The organism is Peptostreptococcus sp. MV1 (assembly GCF_000758885.1).
GTDB lineage: Bacteria > Bacillota > Clostridia > Peptostreptococcales > Peptostreptococcaceae > Peptostreptococcus.
On sequence record NZ_JRNB01000041.1, the window covers coordinates 18596 to 32357 of the forward strand.

Consider the following 13762-nt stretch of genomic DNA (forward strand, 5'->3'; position numbering starts at 1 on the left):
CAGAAAAATTTAACATGAGTTTTGCTAGCATCCCTTTTTTAGGAGGGAAATTGATGAACAAGGTGATGGGTTTTGATCAGGCTATAGACCTGATAGAGGACGGAGATACTATAGCCTTTTCTGGCTTTATGCTGGCAACTGCTGCTAGGGAGATGATGGTGAGGATTGGGCAGAGGTTTTTGAAAGAGGGTAGCCCCAGAAATCTAACCCTATATCAGGGGGCTGGCCTGGGTAATAATAATGACCAGGGGATATGTGAGCTATCCTATCCAGGTCTGATTAAGAGATATGTGACGGCTCATTTTGCTAACAATAGGCCTATGATAGAAATGGCCTTGAAAAATGAGGTGGAGGCCTACAACTTTCCACAGGGGGTAATCGCCCACCTATATAGGCAGGCGGCTGGAGGAAAAGCTTTCGAAATCACTAGGATAGGTCTAAAGACCTATTGCGACCCTAGAATAAGGGGAGGTAAGGTTAACCAGGCAGCTAGGGAAGATCTCGTAGACCTGATAGAAATAGATGGTAGAGAGTATTTGAAATATAAGGTTCCTAATTATAATATTGGTATTATCAGGGGGACGACTGCTGATGAATTTGGCAATATCAGCATGGAAGAGGAGTCTTCAATTATAGATTCCCTAGATGTGGCTATGGCTGTCAAGGCCTGTGGGGGCAAGGTGATTGTCCAGGTTAAGAACCTTGTATCTTCCAAGTCTATGAACAGGCAGGACGTGGTTATACCAGGTGTATTTGTGGATGCGATTGTCAAGTCTGAAGAGCCAGAAATATATCACCGTCAGACTCCTGGAACTTATTACGATCCAATCATAGCTGGTAGGTATAAGTCTGATAATTTCGGTTTTGAGCCTCTAGCCCTAAATGAGAGAAAGCTAATAGCTAGGAGGGCTGTACTTGAACTGGAAGACAATTCAGTGGTCAACCTAGGTATAGGCATACCAGAAGCTGTATCCTCTGTTGCAGAAGAAGAGGGTTTGGAAAATATTATATTGACGGTTGAGAGTGGACTTATAGGGGGAATACCTCTAGGTGGATCTAATTTTGGTTCGGCTGTAAACTCCTGGGCAGGTCTGGCTATGGCCAGCCAGTTTGACTTCTACAATAGTGGTGGCCTGAAGAAGACATTTTTGGGATTTGCTGAGATGGACCCTATAGGCAATATAAATGTCAGCCGTTTTGGCGATAGGATAGGCGGTTGTGGTGGTTTTATTGATATTACCCAGTCGACAAAGGATATAGTATTTTGTGGGACTATGACTGCTGGCGGCCTAGTAACAGAGGTTCGTGATGGTAAACTTCATATTGTTCAGGAAGGAAAAAAGAAAAAGTTCAAGAATAATATAGATGAGATAACTTTCAGCGCAGAAGAGAGTCTGGAAAATGGCCAGAATGTAATTTTTGTGACTGAGAGATGTGTATTTGCCCTAAGAGAGGGTGGTATAGTTTTGGTGGAAATTGCACCTGGGGTCGACCTTGAAAGGGATATTCTAGACCAGATGGAATTTGTGCCTAGGATAGCAGAAGACTTGAAGACTATGGACCTGAGGATATTCCAAGAAGGTCTGATGGGTATAAAGTAAGGAGGTAAGTATGATTAAGGAAGTTTACAAGAATATATATACATTTCAGGCAGTCTTGCCCAAGAGTCCCCTAAAGGCGACTAATATTTACATAATAAAGGACAGGGACAAGAACCTAGTTCTAGATACCGGTTACCATACGCAAGAAACCCTAGATTCTATGGTGGCAGGTCTGGCAGAATTGGGCCTAAAGATATCGGATACGGACCTCTTTATCACTCATATGCACGCAGACCACTCCGGCCTAGCCTCAGACTTCAAAAATGCTGGTTGTAAGGTCTATGCCAGTGCTGTAGATGGCAAGATAATCAATGATGCAGCCAATGGTAGCTATTGGAAACTTCTCTACAAGTTACTAGACTATTTCAATGTGACTGGCGGAGAAATAATGCTAGAAGACCATCCAGGCTACTTGTTCCAGGCACCTGATGAGGTAGATATGGATATAGTTGCACCTGGAGATGTCATAAAAACTGGTGAATACGAGTTTGAAGTAATAAACCTAAAGGGTCATACGCCTGGTCATATAGGCCTATATGAGAAAAAACACAAGATATTCTTCTGTGGGGACACCATATTAGAGACCATTACTCCTAATATTACCTTCTGGGGATTTGAAGAGGGAGATGCCCTAGGTATTTATATAAATACACTTCTTGGCTTGAGGAAGATGGATTTCGACCACGTATTTTCAACTCATAGAGACTTGGTGGCAGACCACGTCAAAAGGATTGACGAAATAATAGACCACCATATCTTGAGGCTACAAGAAATTTTGGATGCCATGGAGGAAGGTGTGGAGTACACTATCAGGGACCTATCACCAAGGATTAGTTGGAGGATCAAGGCAGATAGCTGGGATGACTTTCCACCTGCCCAAAAGTTTTTCGCATCAGGAGAGACAATGGCCCATATTGACCATATGATTAAGAGGGGACAGGTTCATATGGATGAGAGAGAGGGCACATTGTACTTTAAGAAGATAAGGGACAGGTATGATGCCCAGTGGCTGGAAAATAGATAAAATAAAGATACCTGTTTTTAATAAATATATGTAGTCAAATATGTGTAATAAAGATATAAATAAAAAATAGAAGGCTAGATATTCAAAACATTGGCATATAATAATTGGCTTAGGTCATATATTGTTTGTAAAGATAAGGTATGACTTTTTCTTGTTAATTTATATAGTATTTTAAGTATATTTAAAAAAGTTTCGAAAAAATAACATATAATAAGTCAAAAACTTTATTGAAAAGTAGTGGTCAATAATATATAATAAAATCATATAAAATATTAAAAATTTCGGAGGTTATGTATGAAGTTCAAGAAAGTAAGCTCGCTGGCCTTGTCATTTGCTATATTGGCATCGAGTCTAGTGGTGGCTAATGCGAGTGGTAGTTACACAAGAGTTAGTGGTAGTGACAGGTTCAAGACATCTATAGAGTCTGCCAAGTATGTAGATTCTGATGTGGTAGTCTTTGCTAATGGGTACAAGTTCCAGGATGCCCTATCAGCTATCAATATTTGTAATTCACAAAATGCCAAGCTTATCTTAGTTGATGGAACTACAGACTTTGACCTAAATGCTACAGATATGAAAAAGGCCTATATAGTAGGTGGTAGTGAGGTCGTAAGTGACAGTTTCCAAAAGAGCCTAGAAGATAGGGGAATAGAGGTTGTTAGGCTAGCAGGACTAAATAGGTACGAGACTAACCAGGCAACCTTAAAGGAAGCTAAGTATGAAGAATTTGGACTTGCTAGTGGTGACCAGTTTGCAGATGCCCTTAGTGCATCAAGGCTACTTAAGGATAATAGGTTAGGTCTCTTGCTGGCAAACAAAAATAACGTAAAAACTATATCTGAGGGTAAGGATATCAGGTATGTACTTGGAGGTCCTGAAGCCCTTCCATTTGACGGTGCAGAGAGGATATCAGGCAGTGATAGGTACCAGACTTCTGCTAGGATTGCAGACAGGACGGAAGCAAAAAATGTAGTCTTGGTAAATGGTAGTGACTTTGCCGATGCACTTTCAGCAGTCAATATAGCCAATGCTAGAGAGGCCGATGTTGTCTTAGCACCAAAGAAGGTATATTCAAGTATTACAGAGATATGTAGTGGTTCAGAGGAAACATTTATTGTAGGTGGTAATTCATCAGTCACATCAAATATGATAGATATAGCCATAGATGGTGTAGACCCTACTCCTGTTAGAAATGTAGTTGCTAGGCTAGACAAGGCCCAGATAGAAAAGGAAGGCGGAAAATATTTCATACGTGACCTAGATAAGGACGATTATGTGACTTATGCCGGTACTAAGGACGGCTTTATAAGCTTTGGTAACAAGACCTTTATATTAGAATCAGATGGAGCAATAGCCCAAGGATTTGTAAACAAGAATGGAGAAACATATTATTCTGAACCTACAAATGGACTGAGGAGGGGTTGGACTTATGTAAACAAGAGCCTCTACTATTTCTCTCCTAGTGACTACAAGATGTATAAAAACGGCATCAAGTCAACGGGTGAAGGTGCCTACTGGTTTGCCAAGGATGGCAAGTTGACTACAGGCAGTAGGCCTCAGGGACACAGGGGCAAGAGAATTACTTGGTATGGTCCTAGTCAGGCGGAGTTATCAAACCAGTGGTTGAGGCTTCCAAATGCCAAGGCTAGGTTCAAGGGCCAGGAAATAGTAAACTTTGCAACCCAGTTCGATGGTCTGCCATTTAAGTGGTTCGGAAATGACTTGAGGGATAGGTCAGGTGTATATTGCTGTGGTGCGGTATATAGCGCCTACAAGGAATTCGGTATCCATATACCAGGACCAAATGACTGTAATATGCGTGCTGATAACGGATACAGGATGGTAAAGGCCCAGTACCTAGATGGTAGAAAGTTTGGTGGTAGATATATTGCGACCAACTTCAAGAATATGTGGCCAGGAGATATATCATATACAGCTTATGGCAATGGATACAGCCATGCAGCCTTATACCTAGGTATGAATGGCGGTAGGCCGATGACTATACACGCTACCCTAGCAGATGGCTATATAGCAGAGCCTCTCAGCATCATCCATACTTGGAATTACCATTACCTAAATGCAATGAGGTATGTAGATAATTTGCCCAGCCTTAGAGACTAGTTATTAATAGACAAAATAAAGGGGAGGTTTTCCATCCAATTACTTAGGATGGGGACCTCCCCATAATTATTAAGCTTCCAGCAGGTCGAATTCCTTGGCTAGGGCCTGGACTGCTGCCTGGCACTTGTCAGATTCCACAATTACTGAAATTGTTATCTCAGATGTAGATATCATGTCTATATTTACTCCTGCACCTGCTAGGGCAGAGAACATCCTAGATGCTATATTTGTATGAGTCATCATACCGGCACCAACTATGCTGACCTTGGCCAGCTTATCAGTGATTACGACTGACCTAGCACCAATCTCCTTGACTACCTTTTCTAGGGCGTCCTTGGCTTCCTTTGCCTCTTCAATTGGGCAAGTAAAGGCTATATCGTTCATATTCTCAGTCTGGGCAGACTGGACTATCATCTGTATATTTATATTTAGTTTCGATATTTCTCCAAATACCCTGGCAGCTATGCCAGGCTTGTCGGGTACTCCGAATACAACGACCTTGGCTACATTGAAGTCGTGGGCTATACCTGTAATTAATCCGTTATGTTCCATAGAAGTGTCCTCCTTGACTACTGTTCCTAAATTGTGGTTAAAACTCGATCTTACATGAACGACAACCTTGTGAGTCTTTGCTAACTCAACAGACCTAGGCTGTAATACCTTGGCACCCAAAATAGCTAGCTCTAGCATTTCGTCATAGGATACGGCCTTGAGCTTTTTGGCCTGGGGCACTATTCTAGGGTCACAAGAGTATACTCCGTCTACGTCTGTGAAGATCTCACATAGGTCTGCATCCACTGCTGCAGCGATTGCTACTGCTGATGTATCTGATCCACCCCTACCTAGGGTAGTGACATCATAGTCAGCATTCTTTCCCTGGAAGCCAGCAACTATGATTATATTATCCTCTTCTAGCTCCTTTTTTAGTCTATCAGCAGCTACATTAGTGATTCTTGCCTTGCTGTGGGATGCATCTGTCATAATACCTGCCTGGGGGCCTGATAGGGATATGGCCTTTTCCCCCATTGATTGAATGGCCATGGCTAGTAGAGACATGGATATTTGCTCACCAGTTGATAGGAGCCTATCCATTTCTCTTTTTGGTGGCATTTGGGATATTTCTTTGGCCATCTGTATCAGCCTATCTGTAGTCTTGCCCATGGCAGATACAATGGCTATGACCTTGTTGCCCTTTCTCTTAGTTTCTGCTATTCTACTTGCTACATTCAGGATTTTTTCCTTGTCGGCAAGAGAGCTACCTCCATATTTTTGTACTATTAGTCCCATTTAGACCACCTCACAGACTGCACCCCGGCTACAAGGTGCTAATATTTTGCTAGTTCCACTGATGGAATATTTTTCACTGATGCCTTCAAAGGCCCTTTTTACATATGGGGCAGATTCATCATCACAATAGGCTATGATGGTAGATCCAGACCCACTCAAGGAAAAGGCAAAGGCTCCTGCTTCGAGGGCAGCTTCCTTGAAGTCATCAAAGTTTTTGATTAGGTTCTTTCTATATGGCTCGTGAAGCCTATCTACCATAGTCTTGCCTATTAGGTCCTTGTTGCCAGTCATAAAACCAGCTAGCATAAGGCTGAGGTTACCACTAGTGTGGACTGCATCTGCCATACTGACAGACTGGGGTAGGACAGACCTAGACATACTAGTGGATACTTCATAGTCGGGTATAAATACAACGCAGGCCATGCCATCAAATGGAACGATTGAATGGTAGATTACCTGGTCGTCTGGTGTCTTTGTAGATAGGACTAGGTTCCCCATTAGGGCTGGTGCCACATTGTCAGGGTGTCCCTCTATCTGAGTGGCTAGTTTTAGTATTTCGCCCTGGTCTAGGTTGGCATCCACCAGGTGGTTGGCTAGGATTAGACCACCTACTATAGCAGAAGCGCTAGACCCCATCCCCCTAGCTAGGGGGATATCATTTATAATTTCAAGTTTGTAGCCTCTTGGGTACTTGTTGACGTACTTGAAGAGGTGGTTCATAGACTTGACCACTAGATTGTCCTTGTAGTCTTGGCCGGCTAATTTTTCACTTTCAAGTCCTTGAACTATTACAGATATCTGGTCATCTTCATGGCATTGGAATGTTGAATACTGTGATAGGGCCATGCCCAAGACATCATATCCAGGTCCCATATTGGCTGTAGTTGCTGGTACTCTCACTCTAATCATAAGACCACCTAACCTTCTATTAGCTTTAATACACTTTCCAGGTTGGCTGGAATAGACGGAGGCTTGACTGCTGATTCTAGGCAAGTATCTGGGTCCTTTAGGCCATTACCTGTTAGTATGCAAACTACCTGGGCTCCCTTTTCTATGTCACCATTCTTGATAGACTGGATGACACCGGCTAGAGATGCTGCTGAGGCAGGTTCTGCAAATACACCTTCATGGTCTGATAGGAGCTTGTAGGCTGCTAGGATTTCATCATCTGTTACTGCCTTGATAGAACCACTTGATTCATCTCTGGCTGCTAGGGCCTTGTCCCAAGATGCTGGGTTTCCTATTCTGATAGCTGTTGCTACTGTGTCAGGATTTTCAAATGGGTGGCCTTCAACTATTGGAGATGCTCCCTTGGCCTGGTAGCCCTTCATCTTTGGTAGCTTTGATGATTTGCCCGCTTTTTTGTACTCCTTGAAGCCCTTCCAGTAGGCTGTGATATTGCCTGCATTTCCAACTGGTATGGCCAGGTAGTCTGGTGCATCTCCTAGGTCATCTACTATTTCGAAAGCCCCTGTTTTTTGACCCTCTATCCTGTATGGATTGAGTGAGTTTACCAATGTGATTGGATGGGATTGAGTAATTTCCTTTACTAGGTTTAGGGCATCGTCAAAGTTACCCTGGATAGCTACCACTTGGGCTCCATATTGTAGGGCCTGGGCCAATTTACCCATAGCAATGTAGCCATCTGGTATTAATACTATAGTCCTCAGGCCATACCTAGCTCCATAGGCAGCTGCTGATGCTGATGTATTTCCTGTGCTGGCACACATGATAGTATCAGAGCCTTCCTCTATTGCCTTGGCTATTGCCATGAACATACCACGGTCCTTAAATGAGCCTGTTGGATTTAGGCCTTCAAATTTGAAGTATAGGTCTATGCCCAATTCTTTGCTAAGGTTTAGACTCTTGATTAGGGGAGTGTTGCCCTCGTATAGGGACACCATTGGTGTATTTTCATTAACTGGTAAAAATTCCTTATATTGATTTATTAGTCCTTGCCATTTCATATTCTAAGTCTCCTTTGTATCCTGTCTATATATCTTCTTCTATTCTAATTACTGTTATTGAATTAGATGTTTTTTCTAATTCTTCAATCGACTTCTTAAAATCTTTCTCTCTCACTCTCTCTGTTATAATTACAAATTCATTCTTGTCAGCTGGTTTTTCAAGTTTTTTAGTATCACTTGTCTCTTCGTTTAGGTTTACATTCTCTATTGATCTTATCTTTATATCTCTTTTGCTTAGTAGGTCAGCTAGCTGGTCTTCTTTTAGGTCTGTTTCTAGCCTCATGTAGTAGGAAAAGTCTAGGTCTTCAATATCTATGATGGCTTTGTCTCCCATGCTAGCATAGTCTAGGTCTGGCCTTGTCTGGGCTAGGACCTGTCTGCCAAGGGCTATAATGTCGCCTACAACGGCTGAACCTGTTGGATTTCCTCCAGCTCCCCTGCCATAGTACATGGTCTGGCCTAGATAGTCTCCATCCACATACACAGCATTGAATTCATATTGAACGCCTGCTAATGGGTGGTCTTGGCTGATTAATACTGGATGGACTCTGGCGACAATACCGTCTTTCTTGTTTTCAGCAATAGCCAGTAATTTAATTTTGTAACCTAATTTGTTTGCTTGTTTTATGTCTTCTAGAGATATGTTTCTGATTCCTGATACGTATACCTGATTTGATTTTACGAGATTGTGAAAACCAAGGCTAGCAAGTATTGCACACTTTCTTGCTGCGTCTAGGCCATCTAGGTCAGCACTTGGGTCTGCCTCTAAGTAACCTAGGGCTTTGGCATCTTCTATGATTGATTCCAATGATAAATTTTCGATTTCCATACGAGTGAGAATGTAGTTTGTGGAACCATTTACGATTCCGCTGATTTTATTTATATGATTTCCTGTAAGGGAGGATTGTAAAGTTCTTAGAATAGGTATTCCACCGGCGACTGCGGCTTCAAAAAAGAAATGACAATTGTTTTGTTTGGCTAGCTCTGATAATTCCTTGCCATAGAGGGCGATTAGGTCTTTGTTTGCCGAAACAACGTGTTTTCCATTTTTAAAGGCGGCTTCTATAATTTCCTTGGATTTCTCTATTCCTCCCATTACTTCAACTACTATATCTATCTTTGGGTCTAGAAGAATGTCTTCAGGCCTGGAGGTAAGTATGCTATTGGATGTATCAACGGTGCGGGTCTTCCCGGTATCTCTGACACATATTTTGCTTATCTGCGTGGTAGCCCCTAGCTGGCGCTCTACCAATTCACGATTGCAGGTAAGTATCTGCACGGTTGAGGAGCCAACGGTTCCTAGACCAAATATTCCTATCTGTAATGTTTTCAAAATAAATTCCTCCTTTTCTTTGTTTATTTTCTTGCTTCTAGCATCTCTGCTATTTGGACTGCATTGCTGGCTGCTCCCTTTCTAATATTATCTGCTACACACCAGATATAGAAAGTATTGTCCTGGGAAATATCTCTCCTGATTCTTCCGACATAGACCTCATCGCTACCACTGGCTTCTAGTGGAGTAGGATAGGCATTCTTGTCCGGTTCATCTACTAGGACTAGTCCAGGTGCATCCCTTAATATTTTTCTGATTTCTTCCACACTAGTATCTTCTTTGAATGTTACATTGATGTCTACTGAGTGTGAATTTAGGACTGGAACACGGGCACAAGTGGCTGTGATCTTTACATCGTCACCAAGTGATAATATTTTTTTTGTCTCATCAATCATCTTCATCTCTTCCTTTGTGTAGCCGTTTTCCAAGAATACGTCTATGTGGGGAAGGACATTGTTGTAGATTGGATGAGGATATTTCTTAGGCTCCTGTCCATTTTGACCATTTACTAGGTCGTCTATACCACCCTTGCCTGATCCTGATACAGCCTGATAAGTTGTGTAGGCTACACGCTTTAGACCAAAGGCATCATGCAGTGGCTTTAGTGGAACTACTGACTGAATAGTAGAGCAGTTTGGGTTAGCTATGATTTTTCTCTTGAGTTTAGGTTCATTGCACTCTGGCACTATCAGGTCGATGTCTTCTTCCATCCTCCAAGCACTTGAGTTGTCAATAACGACTATGCCCCTTGCTTCTGCTATAGGTGCAAACTTACGAGAAGTATCTCCACCTGCAGAGAAGATTGCATAATCGATTTCCTTGTCAAAGGACCTATCCGTCAATTCTTCAACGACTACATCCTGGCCTCTGAACTGGAGAACCCTTCCAGCTGACCTTGATGATGCCATAAGGTAGATATTATCAACCTCCAGCTTGCTCTCACCAAGCCTTTCAATCATCTTTGTTCCTACGAGCCCTGTGGCTCCTACAATTGCGAAATTAGCCATAATACTATTTCCTCCTTAACCTTTATTTATGAGTTTTGTATGACGAGTGTCATTATTTAAAAAGCAAGTGCAGTTAGTCCACTCTCGCTTGATTCGCTAAATCGCATTAATATATTATATAAAGTTTGTAAAACATTATACGTCATAAAAAAGTTTTTGTAAATAGTAAATATCTAAAAAATGAAATTTAAGGCTAATAGGGATGCAATTTTTTGATATATTTTATATGATAAGTTATAATATAGGTGTACAAGTTAGGGATGGAAATATAAAATTTTGAGGAGGTCTTGTATGTATTATTCAAAAGGATATGAGTCACCCCTAGGGCCTTTGACCCTGGTATGTGATCAAGCAGTTGGTGGTGCAGTCGGCCACAACCCTATAGGTATAATTATACCCTGCCACAGGGTTGTTGGAAGTGATGGTAGTCTGATTGGCTATGCTGGTGGTATAGACAAGAAGAAGTGGCTATTGGAGCATGAGGGCATAAATATAGATTAATTTTGTGATAAAAATTGTAATTTGTGGCTAATTAAGTTAAAATATATAGAGTAGCATAAGGATTATTATAGACTATTTAATAGGACTTTTAATGATAGATACCTTATAATCGAAAAGAATATGTAATTTAATTGGAGGTTATTTAATATGAACATTAATCAAAAGGCAGTAAATGCTTTGAGAATCTTGTCAGCTGACCAGGTTCAAAAGGCCAATTCAGGACACCCAGGCTTGCCACTAGGTGCAGCACCTATAGCATACAGTCTATGGGCTAACAATATGAATCACAACCCTAAAAATCCTAACTGGGAAAACAGGGACAGGTTCATCCTATCAGCAGGACACGGTTCTTCACTACTATACTCACTACTTCATATGTTTGGATATGGAGACCTTAGTATAGATGATTTAAAGAACTTCAGGCAGTTTGGTAGCCTTACTCCAGGTCATCCAGAATACAAGCATACAGCAGGTGTAGAATCTACTACAGGACCTTTGGGAGCAGGTGTATCTACAGCAGTAGGTATGGCTATGGCAGAGGCACACTTGGCAGCCAAGTTCAACAAGGATGGATACCCATTAGTTGACCACTATACATATGCCCTAACTGGTGATGGATGTTTGATGGAGGGTATAGCCTACGAAGCCCTATCATTGGCCGGAACACTAAAATTAGACAAACTAATCGTCCTATACGATTCAAATAAGATAACTATAGAAGGTGACACAGATGTTGCCTTTACAGAAGATGTAGCTGCTAGATTTAAAGCATTTGGCTTCCAGGTGCAGGTGGTAGCTGACGGTAATGACCTAGAAGCTATTGATGCAGCTATTGCCAAGGCTAAGGCTGACAAGGAAAGACCATCTCTAATCATATGCAAAACTCAGATTGGATACGGGTGTCCAGCTAAAGTTGGTAAGGCATCTGCCCACGGAGAACCACTAGGTGAGGAAAATGTAGCAGAACTTAGAAAGTTCCTAGGTTGGGAAAATCAGACAGCATTTGAAGTAGATGCAGAAATATATGACCACTACAAGGCTCTTGCACAAGAAGGTGCCAAGAAGGAAGAAGCATGGAAGGCTATGTTTGCAGAATATGCAGATAAGTATCCTCAGGAAGCCAAGCTATGGGATGAATACTTTGCAAAGCCAGATGTAAGCAAGATTATGGATTCTGAAGCTTATTGGGCTCATGAGGACAAGGCTATGGCCACTAGAGCTGTATCAGGAGAGATAATCAATAAATTAAAGGACATATATCCTAACCTAGTTGGTGGATCAGCTGACCTATCTCCATCTAACAAGACAGAAATGAAGGGACAGGGATTCTTCTCAGCTTCTGATAGAAGCGGTAGAAATATCCACTTTGGTGTAAGAGAAATGGCTATGACAGCTATCACTAATGGTATCTACCTACATGGTGGACTAAACCCATACTGTGCTACATTCTTCGTATTCTCTGACTTTATGAAGCCAATGATAAGACTATCAGCCCTAATGGGTCTACCAGTGACATTTGTACTGACTCACGACTCAATCGGTGTTGGTGAAGATGGTCCTACACATGAGCCAATAGAACAGTTGGCTATGTTAAGGTCTATACCGAACCTAAATGTATTTAGACCAGCTGACTACACAGAAACTGCAGCAGCATGGGCAAGTGCTATAGGTTCAGAGGCAACTCCAACTGCTATAGTTCTTACTAGACAGAACCTACCTCAGTTAGAAGGTTCTTCTAAGGAAGCCTTCAAGGGTGGATATGTACTAGCAGAGGCAGCCAACAAGGACAAGATAGACCTAATCATAATGGCATCTGGTTCAGAAGTAGAATTAGCTCTTGGTGCTAAGCTTGAACTAGAAAAGGAAGGCAAGTCAGTAAGAGTAGTATCTATACCATGTATGGATATATTTGAGGCTCAGTCTCCAGAATATATAGAATCAGTTCTTCCAGCAGCTGTTAGAACTAGATTGGCTGTAGAAGCAGCTAACCCAATGCCATGGTACAAGTATGTTGGCCTAGATGGTGATGTAGTTGCAATGACTACATTTGGAGCATCAGCACCAGCTAAGGTATTGTTCGAACACTTTGGATTTAGCGTGGCTAATGTAGTAGAAAAGGCTAAGGCCCTAGTTAAGTAAGAAATAGGTCGAGTCATAATAGAGTGACGCAAAGGCTAATGATTTAGCCAAGTAAAAGAATAAAATATAGGCTTTGATATGCTAAGTCTGTTTATGAGGTCCCACTTATCTGGATATCCAGATAAGTGGGACCTTTTTTGCCACTTGTCACCAGATATGACCACTTGTCCATAATTTATGATTTTTGCTTGATATCTTGCTAGAATAGACATATAAGATAAACAATGTGGCAAACCTAAACTATATAGAGTCTGCATCCATGCTTCTCAGCAAGGAGATCTTGATAGAGTTTGGAGCCTTGTATGCTGGCCTGATGAGTATCTATTTTTATGCTGAGTTTTCAAGTCTTTATAGGAAGGCCTATAGAGACTATATTTTTACGAAATAATATTGTAATTTCTTCATTGAAATTGTAATGCTAAAAGGCATAAGTATATTTTATGTATAGGATTGATTATACAATGCATATTTATTATTAATGAAAAGACGTAAAAGTTCGCTTAAATATGTACGTATAAAGTGTGTATAAATAAAAAGTTCGTATACTTTCAGTGTTTGTTAAAAAACTTACTTTTTTGCAAAAAAACTTCTGAAAAAGTGTTGACGGTAAAAAGCAATTATGATATTATAATACTTGTCCTTGAGAGGACGGCAGAGTTAAAGAAAGTTTGACCAATTCAGTTTGAAAAATAGATTGTGGTCTTACTAAAATGTGGTTACTATGGCAAGGAGGATACACCTGTTCCCATTCCGAACACAGAAGTTAAGCTCCTTAGCGCTGA

General features: G+C 41.3%; 10 protein-coding genes, 1 rRNA gene and 1 pseudogene. 7 read left to right on the top strand and 5 right to left on the bottom strand.

The annotated features are described in order from the left end of the window. Nucleotides 1-53: 53 nt before the first annotated feature. The 3 genes from HMPREF1639_RS02840 to HMPREF1639_RS02850 all read left to right on the top strand — a co-directional run bounded on the left by HMPREF1639_RS02840 (nucleotide 54) and on the right by HMPREF1639_RS02850 (nucleotide 4746). Nucleotides 54-1601 carry an acyl CoA:acetate/3-ketoacid CoA transferase gene (locus HMPREF1639_RS02840; RefSeq protein WP_036763050.1) on the top strand — a complete coding sequence of 516 codons (1548 nt, stop codon included), beginning with the start codon at nucleotides 54-56 and terminating at the stop codon, nucleotides 1599-1601. Between the two features lie 10 nt (nucleotides 1602-1611). Continuing rightward, the gene (locus tag HMPREF1639_RS02845) at nucleotides 1612-2625 is read left to right on the top strand and encodes an MBL fold metallo-hydrolase (RefSeq protein ID WP_036763052.1); all 1014 of its coding nucleotides are present in this window, start codon (nucleotides 1612-1614) and stop codon (nucleotides 2623-2625) included. A gap of 294 nt (nucleotides 2626-2919) precedes the next feature. Next, nucleotides 2920-4746 carry a cell wall-binding repeat-containing protein gene (locus tag HMPREF1639_RS02850; protein WP_036763053.1) on the top strand — a complete coding sequence of 609 codons (1827 nt, stop codon included), beginning with the start codon at nucleotides 2920-2922 and terminating at the stop codon, nucleotides 4744-4746. 69 nt (nucleotides 4747-4815) lie between these two features. Here the strand turns inward: HMPREF1639_RS02850 and HMPREF1639_RS02855 are convergent, their stop codons facing one another. From HMPREF1639_RS02855 to HMPREF1639_RS02875, 5 genes are read right to left on the bottom strand one after another with little or no spacing between them, the layout of a single operon-like run. Continuing rightward, entirely contained in the window at nucleotides 4816-6033 is a 1218-nt protein-coding gene (locus HMPREF1639_RS02855; protein ID WP_036763054.1) for an aspartate kinase, read from the bottom strand. Continuing rightward, nucleotides 6034-6942, bottom strand: a complete 909-nt coding sequence (gene thrB / locus HMPREF1639_RS02860; protein ID WP_036763055.1) for a homoserine kinase — start codon at nucleotides 6940-6942, stop codon at nucleotides 6034-6036. It abuts the gene before it with no gap. A gap of 8 nt (nucleotides 6943-6950) precedes the next feature. Next, the gene (gene thrC / locus HMPREF1639_RS02865; protein ID WP_036763056.1) at nucleotides 6951-8000 is read right to left on the bottom strand and encodes a threonine synthase; all 1050 of its coding nucleotides are present in this window, start codon (nucleotides 7998-8000) and stop codon (nucleotides 6951-6953) included. A 25-nt stretch (nucleotides 8001-8025) separates the two neighbouring features. Next, entirely contained in the window at nucleotides 8026-9333 is a 1308-nt protein-coding gene (locus HMPREF1639_RS02870) for a homoserine dehydrogenase (RefSeq protein ID WP_036763057.1), read from the bottom strand. A gap of 23 nt (nucleotides 9334-9356) precedes the next feature. Beyond that, nucleotides 9357-10340, bottom strand: coding sequence for an aspartate-semialdehyde dehydrogenase (locus HMPREF1639_RS02875; RefSeq protein ID WP_036763058.1), 984 nt, complete (start codon nucleotides 10338-10340; stop codon nucleotides 9357-9359). 348 nt (nucleotides 10341-10688) lie between these two features. Here HMPREF1639_RS02875 and HMPREF1639_RS02880 point away from each other — a divergent pair. The 4 genes and pseudogenes from HMPREF1639_RS02880 to rrf all read left to right on the top strand — a co-directional run. Beyond that, nucleotides 10689-10841, top strand: a pseudogene (locus HMPREF1639_RS02880) (methylated-DNA--[protein]-cysteine S-methyltransferase); the annotation flags it as partial. 147 nt (nucleotides 10842-10988) lie between these two features. Further along, nucleotides 10989-12980 carry a transketolase gene (gene tkt / locus HMPREF1639_RS02885; protein WP_036763061.1) on the top strand — a complete coding sequence of 664 codons (1992 nt, stop codon included), beginning with the start codon at nucleotides 10989-10991 and terminating at the stop codon, nucleotides 12978-12980. A gap of 226 nt (nucleotides 12981-13206) precedes the next feature. Further along, complete coding sequence (locus tag HMPREF1639_RS09210) at nucleotides 13207-13368, top strand: hypothetical protein (RefSeq protein WP_156955936.1); 162 nt, start codon at nucleotides 13207-13209, stop codon at nucleotides 13366-13368. A gap of 323 nt (nucleotides 13369-13691) precedes the next feature. After that, nucleotides 13692-13762 (top strand): 5S ribosomal RNA (gene rrf, locus HMPREF1639_RS02895); the annotation flags it as partial.

Bases quoted from the DNA above. Each gene is read 5' to 3' on its own strand.
- HMPREF1639_RS02850 (WP_036763053.1), top strand. From the start codon at position 2,920: ATGAAGTTCAAGAAAGTAAGCTCGCTGGCCTTGTCATTTGCTATATTG.
- HMPREF1639_RS02840 (WP_036763050.1), top strand. From the start codon at position 54: ATGAACAAGGTGATGGGTTTTGATCAGGCTATAGACCTGATAGAGGAC.
- thrC (WP_036763056.1), bottom strand. From the start codon at position 8,000: ATGAAATGGCAAGGACTAATAAATCAATATAAGGAATTTTTACCAGTT.
- thrB (WP_036763055.1), bottom strand. From the start codon at position 6,942: ATGATTAGAGTGAGAGTACCAGCAACTACAGCCAATATGGGACCTGGA.
- HMPREF1639_RS02845 (WP_036763052.1), top strand. From the start codon at position 1,612: ATGATTAAGGAAGTTTACAAGAATATATATACATTTCAGGCAGTCTTG.
- HMPREF1639_RS02875 (WP_036763058.1), bottom strand. From the start codon at position 10,340: ATGGCTAATTTCGCAATTGTAGGAGCCACAGGGCTCGTAGGAACAAAG.
- HMPREF1639_RS02855 (WP_036763054.1), bottom strand. From the start codon at position 6,033: ATGGGACTAATAGTACAAAAATATGGAGGTAGCTCTCTTGCCGACAAG.
- tkt (WP_036763061.1), top strand. From the start codon at position 10,989: ATGAACATTAATCAAAAGGCAGTAAATGCTTTGAGAATCTTGTCAGCT.